Here is an 18,551-nt window from a genome sequence, read left to right on the forward strand (position 1 = left end):
CAGAATAATGTAATTCTGACGTCAATCGATTGATATTTGGAGGAATGGAATAAACATGCGCAACCTAGAAGGATTAAAAATTATTGATACCGAAGAATACTCTTATATAGAGGGAATTGGTACAGCTACTGAAGAGGGTACTCTGGATTTAGAGGGGTTTATTAAAACATTGTTACAGGAAAAGTATCTACGTCATCTTTAAGAAGGGAAATTTTACCCTTCATTTTTTGGACTAAAATAAGAACAAATGTTCTATAATGTATTTATAGAATGAAATGGAGATGTTCTTATGTCTATAAAAGATCGCGGAAAGCTTAAATGGCAACCAGCTCTGATGCTGCCTGAATACGTTAAGTTACTTAATGATGTAAATAAGGATTACTACCGTCAAGTAAAGCCAATATTAGATGAGTACCAGTTAGAGGAGTTTGAGAACAAGATACATACCGCAATGGAGTTTGCTTCACCTGTAAAGTTTACTGTTTGGGAAGATGGTTTTGATTGGGAGTATGTTGGGATGATACACAGGTTAGATCCGTTGATAAAGATGATTCATTTAGAGTTGGAAAATGAAAAGGGACATATTATCAGGGTGAAGTTTGAGGATCTTGTAGCGGTAGAGATAAGGGATGGTAAGAGTGTATTTAATTAAATGGATTGAAAATGGTGAAACTAAAACTTTTGTCGCAGAGGGATACATTGAGCATTTAGCATATCAAGAAAAATTAAAAGAGAGAAATATTGTATTCTCAACTAAAGCACTATAGGTAGTTAGTGTATAGATAATTTTTAAAAAATAATACAAAAGTATTAGATTAATATGGTAAAATTGCAAAGTATGTGAATTTTAGGGGGATTATAAATGAAAAAATTATTATTAACTGGTTTAGTTGTATCTGTAGGTTTATTAGCAGGATGTGGGGAAGAAAAACCAACTGATACAGTTGACGAGTTTTTAACAGCATTCCAAAAAAGCGACTTTGAAAAAGCCGGGAAACAAATAGATGAAGGGTTGGAAGAATTACAATCAGAAGAAGAATCCATGAGCAGTGAGAAGTTTCTAAAAGCAATCGGAAAAGATTATAAGTTTGATAAACCAAAAGAAGTATCAAGCGAAGGCGATAAGGCTAAAGTAAAGGTTGAAATTACATCAGTCGATGTTGGTGTAGCAACTACAGCTGCGATTGCTGAGGTAATGCCTGTAGCGTTTGCAACAGCGTTTGATGAAGGTTCAGAGAAGGCTGATAAAGCAATGGAGAAGCTAATGGAATCATCAATGCTTAAGCATATTAAATCAGAGGATACACCAAGGGTTACTCGTGAGGTTACGTTAAACCTTAAGAAGAATAAAGATGGCGAATATAAGATCGTATCTGATGATAACTTTAAAGAGGCTATATTAGCGAACTTTGATCAAGTTGAGGATGCTTTTGGGGACGGTGCAGAAGAAACTGAAGCTGCTGAGAATCAACCAGAACAAAAAGTTGAAGTGTTACGTGAGATAGCTAAAGACAAAGAGTATGATGCAAATCCAATTAAATTTAAAATTGAAGAAATCTCTTTTAAAAAGGTATCTAATGTGAGTGTTGATGAGCAAGATAGAATCTCCATGTATACGGAAAAAGAAGTCGGAGATGAATTTCAATATCTATATATTAAATCACATGCTGAAAACACATCTGATGAAGACTACAGCTTCCAAAACATTCAAGAAGTTACTGTATTCGCTAACGGTAAACAAGAAACAGTAGATTCATTGAACTATGATTTTATCGATTCTGATGAAGGTGAAGATGATAATTATTATGGTAAGGTCAATAAAGAAAGTGAAGTGGGAGTGATTTTTAATACTCCTATAGAGGATATTGAAAAGATTAGACTTCAAATCAGTCCATCAAACGATGAGAACTTTGAAAATGGAGTAGATCCTCAAGTAGCTGAATTTGAAGTAAAGTAAACTAAACAAAACAATGGAATACACCTTAGCTCAAAAGAGGGGAAATTCATGAGTTAAAACGCAAGCTACAATTGTATTATTTACAATTAATTCCCTTTCATTCAAAAAACCACCAGTCATTTACGATTGGTGGTTTTCTTCTGTACCATCTTCAATTAGGACCAATATGTCACCAATTTTTATTTCCAAAATTTCACAAATTCTACCAATGGTATCCCTTTGATATTGTTTTGTGTCGTCATTATATAGTCTTCTTAGTGTTTCAAATTTCAAATCAGTCATGGAAGCTAACTGCCTTATAGATATATTTCTCTCATCTAGAATCTTTTTTAAGTTAGATTTAACTCTTATACCCATGAATAACCCACCTTTTCTTTCTAAATAAATCAATTATATCACATAGAAAAAAATTGACTACAGAAAGTAGTAAGATAAACTACGGAATGTTGTTGACAAACAAATGTAGTCGTAATATACTTTGAATAACAACAACGAATTGTAGTCGGAGAGTGAGAAAATGGAAGAGACAAGAGGGCGGGGACTTTAACTCCAAGTCCTCTACATAAGTCAGTGTCAGGTTCAATGTGAACCTAACAAAAATCGAATTTAAAAGGGGATAACCAAAATGATAACTCAAACAATTGAAGCTAAAAAGGTATTTGTATCAGTTGATAACGCTGCACAGTGGATAGTATTTGAAGAAGAAATGCAAGCTGAGTTCAATTATCAACTTGCTTCTATAGAAGATCTTCACGAAATGTGACAGCTTGCGGTGAAGTATTTACCTACAACATTCAAACATCTGAGGGTGTAGTTCAGTGGTTTACAGAAGAATTTCCTGAAGAATCTCCACTTGATTATGTATGTGAGTATCGGGTGATTAACTAATGGGTCACACCATAAATAACATTAATGAAACTAGGTTAATATTTTATTACAAGAAAAAACTACTAACTAACAGTTAGTAGTTGTGATCAAATTTAGAGTAAATAATCGCGTTTTGAGAGTTTGAATTTTTGTATTAATATTGGTCACAAAATTGGTCACAGATTTGTCTAAAACCCTTGATATTAAAGATGAGTTATTGGTCACTATTTATCAACTTTTATTTATGATTTTTTCGATTAGTAGTTGCAAATCATCCGGCTTATGAAACTCAATCGGCGAGACGCCTTTATCGAACTCTATTGTATTGGATTCTATCATTAATACATATTTCCCATTAATCTTTCCTAAATGGATGCTTTCGCCAAAATCGGCTAATAGTCCTTTGACGGATGTACTGCCAAGCTTCATTCGCATTTCGGCTTCAGGTGTATGCTCGACAATCTGGACTGTGGCTTCGACGACCTGGTGGGTTTCAAGGCGTTCCTGGATTTCCCGTTTTTCGCTAGTTTCCCAGATTTCCAGGTCTTGTTCGAATTTCTGCAGTTCGTCACTGTTTTCTTCGAATTGAGCGGAAACATGCTCATGGACCATATGGATGACCTGGTTTTTCATGATTTCCGGCATCGATTCACCATATTCTACGAACTTCAAAAAGTCCTCGAAGTAGCGGGCATGTGAGGCCTGGTGGATTTTCAGTTCGCCTTCTTCGACCATTCCTTCTTCGGGCATGTATGGAAAAGGGTATCTGAGCCTTTGATACAACTAGTATTAGGTTACGATGGTCACAAAATTGGTCACAATTGAAGTATTTTATCAAGTTCAATTGCTACACTTTGTTGCATATTTTGCGAAACGTGACTGTAAATATCAAGTGTCGTTGAAATATCAGCATGACCTAATCTTTCACTAATTAGCTTTACGTTTACATTTTGCTGAATTAGAAGAGATACAAGTGAATGTCTAGATGAGTGAAATTTTATTCGAGGTAATCCAATTTTATCGGTTAAATTGTAAAACTCTTTCCTGAAATTTCGTGGAATCATCGGCGTTCCATGTTGTGTGCAAATTATTAAATCATTATCTTCATACTTCTCACCTAGCAAGAGTTTTTCTTCAATAATCATTTGTCGGTGACATATAAGTTCGGGTATTAATTTTGCAGGAATACTAACTGACCGAACACTAGAATTATTCTTTGCTCCTGCTTTAATTTCAGCCTTTTGAGTTAAAGTTTGACGTATATAAATAGTGTTAGTATCAAAGTCTATATCTTTCCATCTAAGTCCCATTATTTCACCTTCACGGCATCCACATAGGAAACCGATAAGGAAACCTACAAAGCAACGTGTCAATCGTTTAGTCTGTTTAGAGGCTGCTATAAAATAATTAATCTGTTCAAGAGACCATATTTCAATTTCCTTCTTTCTAATTTTAGGTAATGTAATGCCTATGGAAGGATTCGTCTTGATCAGTCTAATAATAGTTGCCTTTTTTAATGCTGCACTTAAGACACGGAATATAAGGTGAATTGTGTATTCAGAATAATGGTTCTCTTTCACTAAATCATTTACAAATCTTTGAAGAATCATTGGAGTTATTTTTTGTAATTTAAAATGACCTAATCGAGGCTTTATGACAGTTCTAAAATAAATATATTGAGTTTCATAAGTGCTCGCCTGTAACTGGATTTTACGTTCCTGAAACCATTCAATCATAAACTTTTCTAAGCTTAATGAAGATAAATCAGTAAATTCATCTTGAAGAATTTCAGATTTAACTAGTGTCATAGCATCTAAAGCTTTTTGTCTAGATAAAAAACCTCTGCGGCGAATCTGCTTTCGTTTACCTGTCAAAGGGTCTATTCCACCATTGAAGACAAAATCCCATTTTCCTGTTTGTTTATTTTTAGTTATACTTCCTTTCACAGTAAGAACAACCTCCTTAAAAGCTGCTCTTTAAACCTGAAAAGATTTCCTAGGTATATATTAACATGATTATTTTTAAGCGGACAGAGATTGAACAAAAACATAAACAAAGGGTTAAAAGATATAAAACTTTATGTACGAATATACGTTCGTTGTAATGAAATAAATAAAGAGATGGCAAATGAGTTTGGCGGCTCTACCATCTCTTATTAAGAACATCGCAGAAGAATTAAACTTCTACATGAAACATGGTAGCAAATCTACTTCTTCTGTGTCAAGGGAGAAAGACTATAATGAAATTAATGTCAATTTTAAGTGGTAAAGGATTTGTAATGTACAACAAAGATTTAGCTCATTCTGTATCAGTAAATGGAGCCATCATATTTGGACAGTTGTGTTCAAGTTATGAAAGTTTCGGCAGCAAAGGCATGTTAACTATAAGAGAGGACAAAGAATTCCTTTAGAGAAAGAAACTTCTTTGACATACAAACAGCAACTTAAGGCTGCTAAAGAATTAGAAGCCGCCGGTTACATAGCAACAAAAGTAATGGGTGTTCCTTCAAAAAAATATTTTCACATCACAAATAAGATTGTAGAGGAATTACTATTGGAGAGTAATTCTAAGTCTGAAAAAAGGGAAGACCTGAACATACCACCAAATCAAGAGCCTGAAAGACAAATTGTAAATCCCAGCTATGACAAAAGGGAAAACCTAGCCTTGACTAAAGGGACCGGCAAACCTTTACAAAAGGGCTCAAGTATTAAAAAGAAAAATAAAAAAGAACAAGATAAAGAAAACAAAAATTATATTGTTAACAAGGAAACAGTTAACAATGATGATATTATTTATAAATTAACAAACGAATATCGAATCAAGGGACTTAGTAAAGAAGTCTGTGTACGAGTAGTTGAAGAAGCAAGACAAAAGAAAGATATAGAAAACTTTGGAGCATATCTTAGAACATGTCTTGAAAACACTTTATATAGAAGTAATGTCAAACATGGAGTAATTGATCCCCATGAAAAATATAAAGAAAGACTGAAAGATTCAGATGTTCCCCTTTATAACTGGTTAGAAGATGACAATGACGAGTTACCGTATTAGTCATTAATCAGAATAGCGTCTAGGAGCCAATATTCAGCCCATATGGGGTTTGAATTTTGATTTAATATAAATACACTAATCCTAATGCAAAATAGTCGTACGGGATAAAATTTTCACCATTTGCTTTACACTTTAATTTTATAGAGGATATAAAGACTCCGTAAGATGCAAATAAACAATTTACGGAGGTAATAAGAATGAATGACAAACAACAAAAACTCAGTATCAATTTACAGCTGGATGGGTGGAACCCCTAAAACCGAAGATATTTTTAAAGTTCAAATGAGAAACATGGAAGATATGACAATTCTAACTCATTGGTTTGGTTATAAAGTAAGATATAAAAAATCAACAGATAAAAATTGGTATACATATAGAGCAATGACGAAACGTTAATTCAAAAGGGAAAGTTCACGAAGAGCGTGTGAACCTTAAACCAATATTTGTGGCTGTCAACGAATTAAATCAGGTTTTAGAAGAACGTAGAAAAGTTAAGGAAGAGAAAGAACGAAAATATGGAAGTCGGAAAATCTTTAATTGAATATCTCCACTACTAACTGTCTCATTTCTGTTGATACTATGGGGGCTAAGCTTTTCATATTTTTTCCAACAGATATCCCTTTTAGTTTATAATCAAATATATAAATTTAAAGGGGAATGATTTATGAGTAATGAGGATCCAAATGGTACAAATCAAGAAGGAGATGGAGTTCAAAAAAGGTCTTTATCTAAGAGAATTGCTGATAATGGACTAGTAATGCTTTTAATTGGCTCCGTACTTACTCTTGGTGGTGGGTATTTTAGTTCAATTATTAATCATAATCTTTGGGAAAGACAACAGGAATATGCCGAAGAGCAAAAACTTTCAGATAAGAGAATTGAAACTTTAGAACAACTTTCTAAACTCCATAGTAAAATCACAGCTGTAAGTGATCTAGCAAGTGAGTACGATGAAAGTGTTGAAAATGATTTAGAGCAACAAAAAAAGGAACAAGAAAATGGTCATGATAAACTTTTATCTGAGTATTTTGAAGGTGATTATAAGCTTTCGGAGACCTTAGGGGAATACATAGGTGAATTCGATGTAATAATCACGAGAGCAAACTTATATTTCGGTGACGAAAGCAAAACTCATCAGGCAATAGAACTTTACTATGAAGATAGAGTTGAAATGTGGTATGACAATGATGAATTAATAATCAACATCTTGAATGCTATGCAAAAGGACTTAGAGGATGAGGTGAAAGGAAATCCAAAAGATAAATGGTAAAACCCAATTCCTATACTGTTAATAACACTAATTTTTAATATCAAAAAAAAGAGTAGATTCTATAATAGGAAGACCTACTCTTTAACTAATCCCTAAATAATTCTTCTGAAACTAATCTGACTGTTAGTTCAACAAAAAATGCGCTAATCCTTCCTGGATCAACGCCCCGTTACTTAATTATTATTTATCTTTCCAATCTCTGAAGAAATCCATTTTGCTCCCTTAATAAATAAATCATAATCTACCGGATGGGGATGAGGATTTGTTATTATTATTTTTGTTTCTGTTACCTCTACATCTAGCTTGTTTTTGGTGTCATGTTCCCGTACAAATACTAATGGGAAAACGAAGAATTGTTTATCTTCTTTTTTATATAGAATAGATATGATGATTCTAGAGCCAATAAATTGACGTGTATATTCTTCAAACATTTCGTTTTTCAATTGATCCTTTATTTCTTTTTTTATATTGTCTAGTTTTGCATTAACTGCATCCTGAACCCACTTTTTTGCAAGTACACTTAATGCCCACCCAGCAGCCCCAATAACAAAAGCTAGGAGTACCCACATTAAATTAATATTAAATTGTACTGTTTGTTGCCAAGCGGTAACAACTTCTTTAAGTGCATCAAACTTCGTATTCATCAAATCTACTTCAGATACTGCTTTAAATTCTGTGGTTTTCATTATTTCAACACCTCATCGTTTCTTCTCATGATGAGTTTAATTGATTTAGAAAAATCCTGCAAATTGACAACTTCCTTTTTTTTGCATAAAAAATACGCTAGAACGTAACTTAAATACGAGTTTTTAAACTAAACTGTTCCGTTAGTAGAAGAAGATAATAAAATTCTCATTTTATACTATTTTGAAACCATTAATTACAATCTTCTTTATATAGATAGTTGTAGAAATTGGTTTCAATTAGTTTACATTTTAGATTTAGCAGATATAACACTTTTAAACATAAAAATTTAAAAGTAAAGGAACAAGCCAAAAATGAAAAGAGAACACTTATTAACAGAAGGACTGTTGAACAGCATGGTAGGAAATAAATTTTATGGTTTATATGCTGAACCTGGAGCAGGTAAAACATATACTTTGAAAAACGTTATAGCTCCTTGGTCAGATAAAAATAATAAGAGAATACTGTATTTGAGCAACCGAAACGGTTTAAAAAAACAGACTCTTAAGGATTTAGATGAAGAACTTAATTCTTTATTTAGAAGTTTTAGAGGAAATCTAATAACCATTATGAACTACCAAAGCTTAGAAAAACATATTAAAGAGAATAATCTAGAGGAGCTTCTTAATTATGATCTAATAGTTGCCGATGAACCACATTATATAGTGACTGATAGCTGGAATAACTCAACGCATTACACTGTAAAATATCTTGAGTTGATGAACGTTCCCAAAATATTAATGACTGGTACACCGGAACCATTAGAATATTATAATAAACTTTGGAATGTTGAAATTTTAAAATTTCCCGATCGTCACAATACAAACATAGCTGAAATCCGTTTTTTTCGTTCAAAGGAAATACTTTTACATGAAATCTTAGAAAATGTCTCTGATAGCAACAAAGTCTTAACTTTTGTTAGGGGAAATTCAGAACATGTCAGTAAATTGGCTGTTGAAAATAATGCATCTTTCGTTTGTGGACAGGATAATAAATTCTATGAATTAGCGGATACAAACTTAATAAGTGCAGTTGAAAATAACCAAGAAAAGTTACCAGCATACTTTATAATCTCAACTTCGGTTTGGAATGAAGGTATTAATATAACAGATCCAAATTTCAAATCGGTTTTTTCTTTCAATCCAACTACCCCTGACCAATTTCTTCAACAACTTGCGCGGATAAGAAATGGTAAGGTCACGGCTTCTATATTAATTCCTTCTCAACCAATCCTTCAAACTGAGGTTAATAAAAATAATAAAGAACTACAAAATATCAGTATTTCTGAGCCGCGGAAGCAATATTTGCTATGGTCAAATAAAGAAATTATGAAAATGCTTAAAGAAGGTTATATCAATTATGTAATGAATTTTTTTCCAAATGTCTCTTATATTGATGTAGAAAATGAAAAGATCGAAAAGGGTCTTCTTAATTTTTTAGAAGAAGTGGAAGGAAAAAAAATGTTTAAACGAGAAAAATTGATACCAAATTCTACAGCCTTCTATAATATAGATAATTGTTGTAAAAACTGGTTTCAGGAAGATTTCATTTCTGAGATGGTCAATATCTATGGGGTAAGAGGAAACGGAAATAGTAAAAATCGAGTTGGTATGAATGTCATAAAAAAATGGCTTGAAGAAAAGAATTTAGGTTATAAATTATCTAATAAAAAAGATTTAGTAAGAAAATCAGAAACATATGGTAAATGGTATTGGAAAGTTGAGAATGATGAGAAATTAAGTGAAAGAGTTAAAGTAGAAAAGAGCAAAAATATAGATTTAGAAATAATTGATAAAGACAAACAAATCCATAGAGCAGAGCAGCGTCCAATATCAACAAGGCATCTTGAAGAGGATACATTTGCGGGATTTAAAATTGTAAATGAAAGCACAAAAGAGGAAGTTACCCCATTCGGAATTAAAACTAGAATTATATCTCTTAAACCGGTTACAAAGAAGGAAACTTTATGGATTACAAAAAGAAGAATAATTTATCAAGAAATGAGAAAAAAACAAAGGCCCAAAGGGACATTAGTAGATATGAACACTTTCCTTTTTAATGAAGTTGAAGATTAAGGCAGCAATGGCTGTCTTATTTTTAATTCCAAATAGTTAAAAAACTGTTCGAAATCTGTATAGAAAGTTCCAGTTGTATATATATATATTATAGAGCTATTTACTTCGAGAAGCTCTTTTTCTATTTTAGATTTTTAATTTCAGTAGTTGAGTTTTTAAGAAATGAACATTGGTTTAACCTCCTTATTTTCCGATGTTCAAAATTAGAGTCAGTTTTAATTCCATATGGCTGGCTCTCCTCTTTTTTGAAATATGTCATTGTGCTGCTATTTAGCAGTAAATAAAACTAAAAGTTCTTACAGAATGAGGTCTATCTTTCCTGATTTTTCTGATAAAAAGCAGACTAGTATAAGCCTAGTCAAAGAGTCATGTCTTCGAGCATGGCTTATTTTATTTTGCATTTAACTGCCTTTGAAAGCAGTTATTAATTCAAATAGAGGGGACGAAATATAAATGAAGATGGAACTAAGAGTTCAAAATGCTGAATTACTTGCTAATGAAGATGGAACAATGACCGTTACTGGTTATGTGAATAAAACCGAATCATTAAGTAATGTTCTTGGAGTCACAAAAAGATTCGTTGAAAAAATTGCAAAAGGAGCCTTTGCTCGTTCAATTCAAAATGCTCAGAGAGACATAGATTTCCTTGCAGAACATAACAACAAATTAATCTTGGCTTCTACTCGTAACCAATCTTTGAATCTTACTGAAGATAATAAAGGTTTGTTCATGGAAGCGATGATTACCCCTACAACATGGGGAAAAGATTATTACGAATTAATCAATTCTGGAATCCTAAGAAATATGTCTTTCGGTTTTCGAACAATAAAAGATAACTGGAAACTACTCGAAGCCGGTCTTTATGAAAGAACCATTGAAGAACTTGAATTATTCGAGGTTTCGGTTGTTCGAGACCCAGCCTATTCACAATCAACTATCGCGGCAAGAGGAATTGATTTAGTGGAGGAAGTTAAAATTCCTTCTGATGTAATACAAAATGGAAATGAAAAAAAAGAGGAGAGAAACAACAATATGAAAACAGAACATCGATATGGTAAAACTTATAGTAATGAATTTGAGAATAGAAAAGTAACAGAAGGCAGAGAATTTAATGATAGTCTTCGCTCTTTAGAAATGACAAATGGACATAGATCAGTTATACCAGAAACAGTTTCGGATATGATTGTAGAGAAACTAATGGAAACTTCTGAAGTATTCGCTAAGGCAAAAAAGATTCCAACTGTTGGTGGTTCAATAAAAATTCCTCGTGAAACTTCGGTTGGATTGGCATCATTTGTTGGAGAAGGGCAGTCTTTAATTGAAGAAGCATTTTCTCTTGGGGAGGTAACATTATCCCAAAAACGTGCTGGTGCATACATTGCCCTTACGAATCAGTTAATAAATGATGCTGCTATGAATATGGCTGATTATATTACGAACTTATTAGCAAAACGAACTTTCAAAGCAATTGAACGTTCAATATTACGTGGAACCTCAGCAGATGAATTTGCTGGTATTGTTCCTAATGCTGAAATCGGTAAATTAAGTTTGTCAGTTACAGCAACAGATGAAGAACTCTTAAACATCCTACTAGATATGTCTTTATCAATCCATCCTGAGTACTTACAGCGTTCTGAGTACATTATGTCCAGACCGTTCTATAATCGAATAGCTAAGTTAAAAGATGCAGCAGGAAATTTCTATGTGCAAAATGGCATCCAAAATTCAAAACCAACTTATACTTTGTTCGGAATTGGAATTGTCATCACAGATTCTCTTGATGCTGGCGATGTAGGAGAGATTCCTTGTATTGTTGGTAGTTTACAAGATGGATATGCGGTAATGGTAAAGAAGGGTGCTCAAATGACCTCGGTTCGAGATTCCCAGCATGCTCTACAAGGCTCCATAGGTTTCTTGTTTGATGTTTTTGCGGATGGAGCAGTTTACAATCCAGATGCTTTAACTAAGCTGATAATCGTTTAAATTATTGAATAAGATTAAGTGATAGTTTAGAGAACAAAGATTATATCAGTTCTCTAAACTTTTATTAAGAGTAACAGGAGTGAAAAAGTTGGGAGAGTTACTAGATGTAGATAGATTTAAACGAATCCTTCGACAAGAAGACTATAGGTTCTTTGTCGCCAAGGTCGCAGTATTCCTTTTAAAAGATAATATTAGAAGTAAAACAGAACTACACAAAGCAGTAAATAAGGTTTTATTAGCACAACAGTTAAGTCCAATATCGTTTAATTTTATACGAACTAATATATAACAACATTATGTTTTATAAATAATGAGTGGGTAAATGTAACCGCCTATCTACTTAGAAAAAAGTACACATGGTGTAATTATAACTTGGGAAGTGTCGCTCACACTACCAGGAATTATTGATGTAACGATTTTTATTGTAAATTAATGTAAAGGAGAGAATAAGATGCAAGCACCAACTAGATTTAACGAAACAGCTAGAGAATATTATAATTTCATCATAAATGAATTGAAAAAAATTGACCAACTGCAAGAAACTGATAAGTTCATTGTAGAAGGCTTAGCTTTTAACTTGGTCCTAATTGAGGATGCTCAAGAACAAATCATGGAACGTGGCTCTGTAGTAAATGGAATTCACGGTCCAAAGATAAATCCTGCAGTTGAGATTATGAACAAAGCTACTTCAAAGGTAAATGAAGCTTATAAAATTTTAGCTCTGGATTCTTCAATGAGATTAAAAATAGAGAGCAAAGAAGATGGTCAGCATTCTGACTTTTTAACTGGTCTGTTTGGTGGTAAATACTGATGAATAAAGAGGAACAATTATTTGCTCGAATCCTTGAAGAAAAAATAATATTTGATCCTTTGATTTGGCTTTTGAAAATTGAGGACAAGGTTCAAAAAACACATGAGCAATATATCAGTTCAATAGCAGCGAGGAATAAGAATAATATTAAAGTTAAAAAATCATTGGAAAAGTATATTGAGTTATGGAAAATTAAATAAAAAGGTCTCCAGATTATCCTATATTGACTTTAACAGAAACTCTAATGTTTTTTATAAATTTGTTTAAAGCTCTTAAATGGAGTATGTAAAGAAATTAATCAAAAGTCTTTTATTCTGATTATAAACTTCCCTACATTTTTTTAGATAAGATCATTGACTCCCTCTAAATATTTCTTCAAGCACATTCTTTTAAACTATAACAATAGTGGTAGAATATAACTGTAGTTACTTTTTCTCTTAATGGAGGTAAATATGGAAAAATTAAAACCAATATTTGATCAAATGTTTGCACAAAAGGTTCCGAAGGAAATACTGAAGAAATCCCACTATGATGTGTTCGAAAAAATGGCGAACGCCTCAGATCTAGATAGTGTCTTACCTGCAAAAGATCAATTACGCAATTTGTTTGGTAAAACTGAAACTCCATTTTCAAGTGCCATTGGAATTCATCCGGATTTCTCGGATTTATTAGAAACTGAAACCAGAAATCAGTATATTTGCTCTTTATTCTTAGATATTTCTGGTTCAACAAAATTGGGTTTGAAATTTCCGTTATCAACTGTAAGGTTTTATAAAAACGCTATCTTAAGATCTGCTATTGAAATTTTCCAGGTATTTGATGGACATATTCATCGACTACAGGGTGATGCTGTTTTTGCTTATTTTGGGCATAAAAGTATGAAGAAATCAGATGCAATTATAAATGCATTGAACGCAGCTTCTTTAATGCAGTCATACAATAAGTATACATTAAGTGAGTTTTTTATAGAGAATGATCTAGAACCATTACGAATAAGAATAGGTATTGATATAGGGGATGAACATCAAGTTTTATGGTCCTCTTATGGTTTGGATCAAATAACGGAAGTAACTTCAACTAGTATCCATACAAACTTGGCAGCTAAACTTCAGGGGAATGCTCCTAAAAATAATATAATGATTGGCGAAAATGTATTTTCATACCTTGATTTACCAGATGAACTAATAAAAATTAAGACATTTGTAAAAGATGGGGTAACACATGAGGATAAATATGTTCTAGTTGATAGTAAATTAAAAGCATACTATCAGATGAGAATATTCGATTGGGAAAAATATCTTTTACCTAAAGAGCAGACGACTAGATTTAAATCTCCAGATGATTTTGAAATTATAGGTCAAGTTTCAGAGGACTTAAAAAATATTATACCATTAAAGAGTAATACTAGGACTATTCAAAAGGGAGCGGGTTTAGGATTTAAATTAGTTCTAAAGAGAGCTTTAAAACAATTAAAACCTAGCAGGATCGAGTGGAAAGTAATAAATAGAGGAAAAGAAGCTAGTAAATCTGAGCACGGATTAACTTATATAATGGATAACTTTAAAGATAAATACACTTGTGAGCGACACACGGCATATAATGGACATCATTACATGGAGTGTTCCATTTATGATTCACAAGGAAATTTAATTGGGCGAGATAGGTTTGGAATATTTGTCAATGATGATAAGAATGTAATGAAAGATCTAGGAATTAATGAACAGATAGAAATATTGGACAAATAAAAAAGGATAAACCATTCGGTTTGTCCTTTTATTTACTAAAAAACCAACTTATAGATTCAATAATTGCTCCAAAAGTTAGAGCAATAAATCCGTATTTTAAATACAGGTATTTTTTAATGCAAACTTTAGCTAGATCGAAGTTTTGATGTCCTAAATCATGTATGAAGTCTATATCATTTGTATCTTCAATGTGATCAACATAGGCTTTGCTGTTTGAGAAAGAGCCAATTCCTCCCCAAGACATATAAAGAGTAGTATCAGTTGTATAGCGAGGCCAAAGGACTTTCCAAATAAAAAAATAACATGCTGTAATTAATGGTAGAAGCCCAATTAATAAAGAGTAATTCGCGAAAGACAAATTACTAAATCCAATGTCCTTTGCTTCATTTCCAAAGAAACCCAGCATAACTAAAGTTGCTCCTAAAGCAATCCCGGCTTTACCATCTGCAAACTTAATATAATCCCCTATGTACACTAAATTATGCTTATGGTAATCATACAATTGTTTAATATCTTCTGGATTCGATAAATTCATTAAAACTTCACCCCGTACCAATATTCATTAGGGTTATTATCTCTAGTTAGTTCCCTAGGTAATGAATAAGAGGACAAATACGGAAAAATATCCATGCGTTCAACAAATATCTTACAATAGGGATCTATTCCTAAAAAACATTCTTTTTGCTTTACAAGTTTTTCAAGTTTATGAGCAACATTTACTGCGTGTCCAATTGTAATAAGCTCTTGATGTCTTGAACTACCGAAAGTTGTAATAATTGTGTCTTTACCATAAGTGAGTGTAAACCTATATTTATTTCTACTCAGTTTCATCCTTTTGCGTAAAAAGTAATCCATTTGTTTGATTGCTTTACAAGCATTATATATTGCTATTTCCTTAGAAAAACAATCTACATAAGAATCTACATAAGAATCTACTTCGTCAGAATCTACTTCGTCAAGATACTCTTTTTCATAAGAAAACTCTTCATCAAGATATTCTTCATCAAAGTCTACTTTGTATAAACCATCTTCGTCTAAATCAATATCATTAAAGTTGATTCCATCAAAATTAGTATTACCCAAATTCTCTTCGGATAAATATTCATCCCATTCGTCAGGAGAAATACTAGGAAAATGCATACTTATTCCATCTCCAGGAAACTTTTCAACAATTCCGTGGTTATGGTAAATAATATCTGTTAATCTTCTAAATAAGTATTGAGAATTCGCTGCAAAATTTTTTGCTCCGCGATTTCTAATGTCCAAGGATGAACCAGATAAATCAAAAACAACTGTTGCTGCAGGTAAATTATCGTAAGAGCCAATTGTACCTTTAAAAAGATTAGTATTTGAAAAGTGTCCCTGTAAATCAGCTACATTTAAACTTTTCAATATTAATCCTCTGTTTATCCCCCTGCGTATACTTCGCCTTGTTTTTCTAAGTCTTGTCATTAAAAAAATTAATCCCTTTCGTCTGACTATATTTGACATTATTCTAATAGCTATTTTTCGATAAGTCAATAAAATAAATCCAGAAAAGGTATATAAAAACTACATTGTAATAAAATATCAATTTTATTTCAAAACTTTCACTAGGGTATGGTGCAATTAATTGTGGAGAACCTATAAGTAAGTTAGGAAGCGGCATCTGATTTAGGTGCTGTTTTTTAGTATTTTAATATTGTTTAGAGACTGTTTTATAATTTATTAATTTCTAAAAAGTTTTAAAAATGGTATATTTGACTAAAAAGGGGTGGCATTTTTTATGGATATAGTTTCTTTTATTAACTACAAAGGCGGAGTAGGTAAAACAACTTTAACTGCTAATATTGCAGCTGAACTTGCGTTTAGGGGTTCTAGAGTTTTAATTGTAGATCTAGATCCGCAAGCAAATTTAACTTTTTCATTTATTAATGTTGATGAATGGAGAGAATTAGACAATTCTAGTAGAACGATAAAGCACTGGTATGATGAATTCTTAAATGATAACAGAGATGTATCTTTAAGAGATTTAATTGTGACTCCCGATAAAGTAAATAAACATATAAGGTCTATGTCTTCTGAAGGGAAAGTAGATTTAATAAGTTCACATCTCGAATTAATTAATTTAGATTTAGAGTTAGCTACACAGTATGGTGGAAATTCACAAAGAACAATTAGAAGTAGTTTTTTAAGATTATTCACTAGATTAAAAAGAGGACTGGAAGAAATTGAGGGTGAATACGATATTGTGTTAATTGACTGTCCACCTAACTTTAATATTGTGACTCAAAATGCTATTATAGCAAGTGATTTATTTATTGTTCCAGCCAAAGCAGATTTTTTATCTACTTTAGGTATTGACCAATTAGTACGCCACATTGACAACCTAAAGTCTAGGTATAATAATTATGTAAATGACGGACCAGGAGAATGGGTTGAAATCAATCCTAGGCTTTCTGGTGTAATATTTACTATGATAAATATATATAAAGGGTCTCCTATTCAAGCTCAATCCGTATATATTTCTCAGGTTAGACGTGCTGGGTATCCTGTATTTGAGGAGCATATTCGAAATAACAATACGTTATTTGCTGAATCGCCTGAAGTGGGAGTTCCAGTAGTTCTTGATACGGAAGTTTCAGGTCTATACTTAGATATTCGACGCGAAATAGAGAAATTAGTTGATGAGTTTATATCATTAACAGGAGTTACTTTGTGAGGAGGGACATATAGTGTCAAACTCAAAAAAAGACAGTGAAATTCTATTTAAATTAATTCACAATTTTGTGCAAAATATAACTACTAGTCAATATGAAAGTTTGATAAATGGTTATTCAGAAATAAAAGTTATTGAAAAAAATATCAATATAAATGAGGAACATGAATATTTGGATATTCTTTTACAGATTAATTCAGAATCAACCTTTGGAGAAAAGCAAACTGTTATAAAAAATAAATTCAATCAAAAAAATGAGTTAATACAGTTAGCAAAGTTCATAGATATACAGACGAAATCACGAGATACTGTAGATGATTTAATAAATAAAATTATAAATAAAGCAGAAGAGCTTAAAGATGAAATTGATTATAGGGCATCTCGCGAAAACTCTAAAGAAAAGGAATTAGCTGAACTATCTCAAGCTTTTGAAAGCTCGATGGATGTAAAAGAAGCAAGGAATTTGATTGAGAATTCACCACTTCTTTCTAATAAAAATGAATTATTTAAATTTGCTAGAACATTTAATGTTTACCCAGATAGAGGAGCTTCAATCGATAATATTATTGATGTCCTAGTAAAATCAGTTGTAGAAGCGAAATTGAGGTCTTATAAAATTAGACAAAAATTATAAAAAATGTCACAAAGGTCTCTTAAGAAGGTTAAGACGTTTCTTCGACGATCGTGCTAAATTTTTGTAGTGAAGATAAGATTATGTTATGTGAAGCGTTTTTCCTCAATAGTTATTTGAATTATATTTAATATTAATTTACACCTCGTATTTCTTAGATATAAGAATATCGAGGTGATTTTTTATGTTGCCAACAAAGGAGCAACTAATACTACATTTATCAGATAAAATGACTAATCAAGACATAGCAAACATATATGGCACAACTTTTCAAAAAATCATACAACTAATAAAGAAACATGATTTGAACCCAAGAGAAATAAGAAAGGTAAATAAGTTTGTTGTATATGAACATTTGCTAAACGGAAGGATTGTTTATGTTGGAAGTGGAGTTTGGTACCGATGTAGGAGATATACAAATAGAGGAAACTTGGAACATAAAAAGTTGATGCAAGAAGGGAAGCTCACTTATAAGTTTCTGGCGGAATTTGATTCAGAAAAAGAAGCAAGACAATATGAAGCAAAACTAATTAGAAAATATAAAGAGCAAGGGTTATGTAGATTTAATAAAAGGATGTATTGAATTGAAGTATAAACAAAAAGAGAGAATTCTATTTCATAATGCATTCTCTCTTTTTGTTAGTAATCCTTTAGGAAACCTTTTAACAGGAATAAGAGCCATTTTTGTTAATTTAGCGGTCACACTTTCGGTCACTAATATTGCCGGGAAAACCTTTGTATAGCTGTTTTCTGTTATATTAGTGGTCACACAATGCTCA

The 18,551-nt window shown here is 32.1% G+C and carries 22 protein-coding genes and 2 pseudogenes; 18 read left to right on the plus strand and 6 right to left on the minus strand.

Features of this window, described 5'->3' with window-relative positions:
* Nucleotides 1-55 precede the first annotated feature (55 nt).
* The 4 genes and pseudogenes from AC0VX1_RS12275 to AC0VX1_RS12290 all read left to right on the plus strand — a co-directional run.
* Nucleotides 56-202, plus strand: coding sequence for a hypothetical protein (locus AC0VX1_RS12275; protein WP_475471459.1), 147 nt, complete (start codon nt 56-58; stop codon nt 200-202).
* A gap of 87 nt (nt 203-289) precedes the next feature.
* Nucleotides 290-652, plus strand: coding sequence for a YolD-like family protein (locus AC0VX1_RS12280; protein ID WP_412992309.1), 363 nt, complete (start codon nt 290-292; stop codon nt 650-652).
* Nucleotides 639-767, plus strand: coding sequence for a hypothetical protein (locus AC0VX1_RS12285; protein ID WP_412992307.1), 129 nt, complete (start codon nt 639-641; stop codon nt 765-767). The genes AC0VX1_RS12280 and AC0VX1_RS12285 overlap by 14 nt, the downstream gene beginning before the upstream one ends.
* Nucleotides 768-862: 95 nt before the next feature.
* A pseudogene (locus tag AC0VX1_RS12290) lies at nt 863-1,435 on the plus strand (hypothetical protein); the annotation flags it as partial.
* 642 nt (nt 1,436-2,077) lie between these two features.
* Here AC0VX1_RS12290 and AC0VX1_RS12295 read toward each other — a convergent pair.
* The gene (locus tag AC0VX1_RS12295; protein WP_475471462.1) at nt 2,078-2,314 is read right to left on the minus strand and encodes a helix-turn-helix domain-containing protein; all 237 of its coding nucleotides are present in this window, start codon (nt 2,312-2,314) and stop codon (nt 2,078-2,080) included.
* 268 nt (nt 2,315-2,582) lie between these two features.
* Here AC0VX1_RS12295 and AC0VX1_RS12300 point away from each other — a divergent pair, with 268 nt between their 5' ends.
* Nucleotides 2,583-2,720, plus strand: coding sequence for a hypothetical protein (locus AC0VX1_RS12300; RefSeq protein WP_475471464.1), 138 nt, complete (start codon nt 2,583-2,585; stop codon nt 2,718-2,720).
* A gap of 335 nt (nt 2,721-3,055) precedes the next feature.
* On the opposite strand, the pseudogene AC0VX1_RS12305 reads toward AC0VX1_RS12300, so the two are convergent.
* Nucleotides 3,056-3,583: pseudogene (locus tag AC0VX1_RS12305) on the minus strand (DUF3898 domain-containing protein); the annotation flags it as partial.
* 56 nt (nt 3,584-3,639) lie between these two features.
* Nucleotides 3,640-4,770 (minus strand): site-specific integrase, encoded by a 1,131-nt coding sequence (locus tag AC0VX1_RS12310; protein WP_475471466.1) that lies wholly within the window; start codon nt 4,768-4,770, stop codon nt 3,640-3,642.
* A gap of 293 nt (nt 4,771-5,063) precedes the next feature.
* On the opposite strand from AC0VX1_RS12310, the gene AC0VX1_RS12315 reads away from it, so the two are divergent.
* From AC0VX1_RS12315 to AC0VX1_RS12330, 4 genes are all read left to right on the plus strand, one after another.
* Nucleotides 5,064-5,234 (plus strand): hypothetical protein, encoded by a 171-nt coding sequence (locus tag AC0VX1_RS12315; RefSeq protein WP_475471468.1) that lies wholly within the window; start codon nt 5,064-5,066, stop codon nt 5,232-5,234.
* Nucleotides 5,235-5,248: 14 nt separating this feature from the next.
* A complete protein-coding gene (locus AC0VX1_RS12320; RefSeq protein ID WP_475471470.1) occupies nt 5,249-5,875 on the plus strand; it encodes a hypothetical protein in 627 nt (208 codons plus the stop codon).
* A gap of 201 nt (nt 5,876-6,076) precedes the next feature.
* Complete coding sequence (locus AC0VX1_RS12325) at nt 6,077-6,271, plus strand: hypothetical protein (RefSeq protein WP_475471472.1); 195 nt, start codon at nt 6,077-6,079, stop codon at nt 6,269-6,271.
* A gap of 268 nt (nt 6,272-6,539) precedes the next feature.
* Complete coding sequence (locus AC0VX1_RS12330) at nt 6,540-7,145, plus strand: hypothetical protein (RefSeq protein WP_475471474.1); 606 nt, start codon at nt 6,540-6,542, stop codon at nt 7,143-7,145.
* Between the two features lie 173 nt (nt 7,146-7,318).
* Here the strand turns inward: AC0VX1_RS12330 and AC0VX1_RS12335 are convergent, their stop codons facing one another.
* Nucleotides 7,319-7,831, minus strand: a complete 513-nt coding sequence (locus AC0VX1_RS12335) for a hypothetical protein (protein WP_475471476.1) — start codon at nt 7,829-7,831, stop codon at nt 7,319-7,321.
* Nucleotides 7,832-8,143: 312 nt separating this feature from the next.
* Here AC0VX1_RS12335 and AC0VX1_RS12340 point away from each other — a divergent pair, with 312 nt between their 5' ends.
* The 5 genes from AC0VX1_RS12340 (at nt 8,144) to AC0VX1_RS12360 (ending at nt 14,443) form a co-directional block, all read left to right on the plus strand.
* Complete coding sequence (locus AC0VX1_RS12340) at nt 8,144-9,904, plus strand: DEAD/DEAH box helicase (protein ID WP_475471478.1); 1,761 nt, start codon at nt 8,144-8,146, stop codon at nt 9,902-9,904.
* 453 nt (nt 9,905-10,357) lie between these two features.
* Nucleotides 10,358-11,887: a phage major capsid protein gene (locus AC0VX1_RS12345; protein ID WP_475471480.1), complete on the plus strand. Its 1,530-nt coding sequence runs from the start codon at nt 10,358-10,360 to the stop codon at nt 11,885-11,887.
* A gap of 451 nt (nt 11,888-12,338) precedes the next feature.
* Nucleotides 12,339-12,698 (plus strand): P27 family phage terminase small subunit, encoded by a 360-nt coding sequence (locus AC0VX1_RS12350; RefSeq protein WP_475471482.1) that lies wholly within the window; start codon nt 12,339-12,341, stop codon nt 12,696-12,698.
* Nucleotides 12,698-12,898, plus strand: coding sequence for a hypothetical protein (locus AC0VX1_RS12355; RefSeq protein ID WP_475471484.1), 201 nt, complete (start codon nt 12,698-12,700; stop codon nt 12,896-12,898). The genes AC0VX1_RS12350 and AC0VX1_RS12355 overlap by 1 nt, the downstream gene beginning before the upstream one ends.
* A 252-nt stretch (nt 12,899-13,150) precedes the next feature.
* The gene (locus AC0VX1_RS12360; protein ID WP_475471486.1) at nt 13,151-14,443 is read left to right on the plus strand and encodes a nucleotide-binding domain-containing protein; all 1,293 of its coding nucleotides are present in this window, start codon (nt 13,151-13,153) and stop codon (nt 14,441-14,443) included.
* A gap of 28 nt (nt 14,444-14,471) precedes the next feature.
* Here the strand turns inward: AC0VX1_RS12360 and AC0VX1_RS12365 are convergent, their stop codons facing one another.
* Together AC0VX1_RS12365 and AC0VX1_RS12370 are read right to left on the minus strand one after the other, a co-directional pair.
* Nucleotides 14,472-14,978, minus strand: coding sequence for a Pycsar system effector family protein (locus tag AC0VX1_RS12365; RefSeq protein ID WP_475471489.1), 507 nt, complete (start codon nt 14,976-14,978; stop codon nt 14,472-14,474).
* Entirely contained in the window at nt 14,978-15,835 is an 858-nt protein-coding gene (locus AC0VX1_RS12370; RefSeq protein WP_475471491.1) for a hypothetical protein, read from the minus strand. Before AC0VX1_RS12370 ends, AC0VX1_RS12365 begins: the two co-directional genes overlap by 1 nt.
* Nucleotides 15,836-16,208: 373 nt before the next feature.
* Here AC0VX1_RS12370 and AC0VX1_RS12375 point away from each other — a divergent pair, with 373 nt between their 5' ends.
* The 4 genes from AC0VX1_RS12375 (at nt 16,209) to AC0VX1_RS12390 (ending at nt 18,515) form a co-directional block, all read left to right on the plus strand.
* The gene (locus tag AC0VX1_RS12375; RefSeq protein ID WP_475471493.1) at nt 16,209-17,144 is read left to right on the plus strand and encodes a ParA family protein; all 936 of its coding nucleotides are present in this window, start codon (nt 16,209-16,211) and stop codon (nt 17,142-17,144) included.
* A 13-nt stretch (nt 17,145-17,157) separates the two neighbouring features.
* Nucleotides 17,158-17,775: a hypothetical protein gene (locus tag AC0VX1_RS12380; RefSeq protein ID WP_475471495.1), complete on the plus strand. Its 618-nt coding sequence runs from the start codon at nt 17,158-17,160 to the stop codon at nt 17,773-17,775.
* A 181-nt stretch (nt 17,776-17,956) separates the two neighbouring features.
* Nucleotides 17,957-18,355, plus strand: a complete 399-nt coding sequence (locus tag AC0VX1_RS12385) for a hypothetical protein (RefSeq protein ID WP_475471497.1) — start codon at nt 17,957-17,959, stop codon at nt 18,353-18,355.
* Nucleotide 18,356: 1 nt separating this feature from the next.
* Nucleotides 18,357-18,515 (plus strand): hypothetical protein, encoded by a 159-nt coding sequence (locus tag AC0VX1_RS12390; RefSeq protein WP_475471499.1) that lies wholly within the window; start codon nt 18,357-18,359, stop codon nt 18,513-18,515.
* Nucleotides 18,516-18,551 lie beyond the last annotated feature (36 nt).

The sequence above is a fragment of the Peribacillus sp. QJM3NY_7 genome (assembly GCF_056173225.1).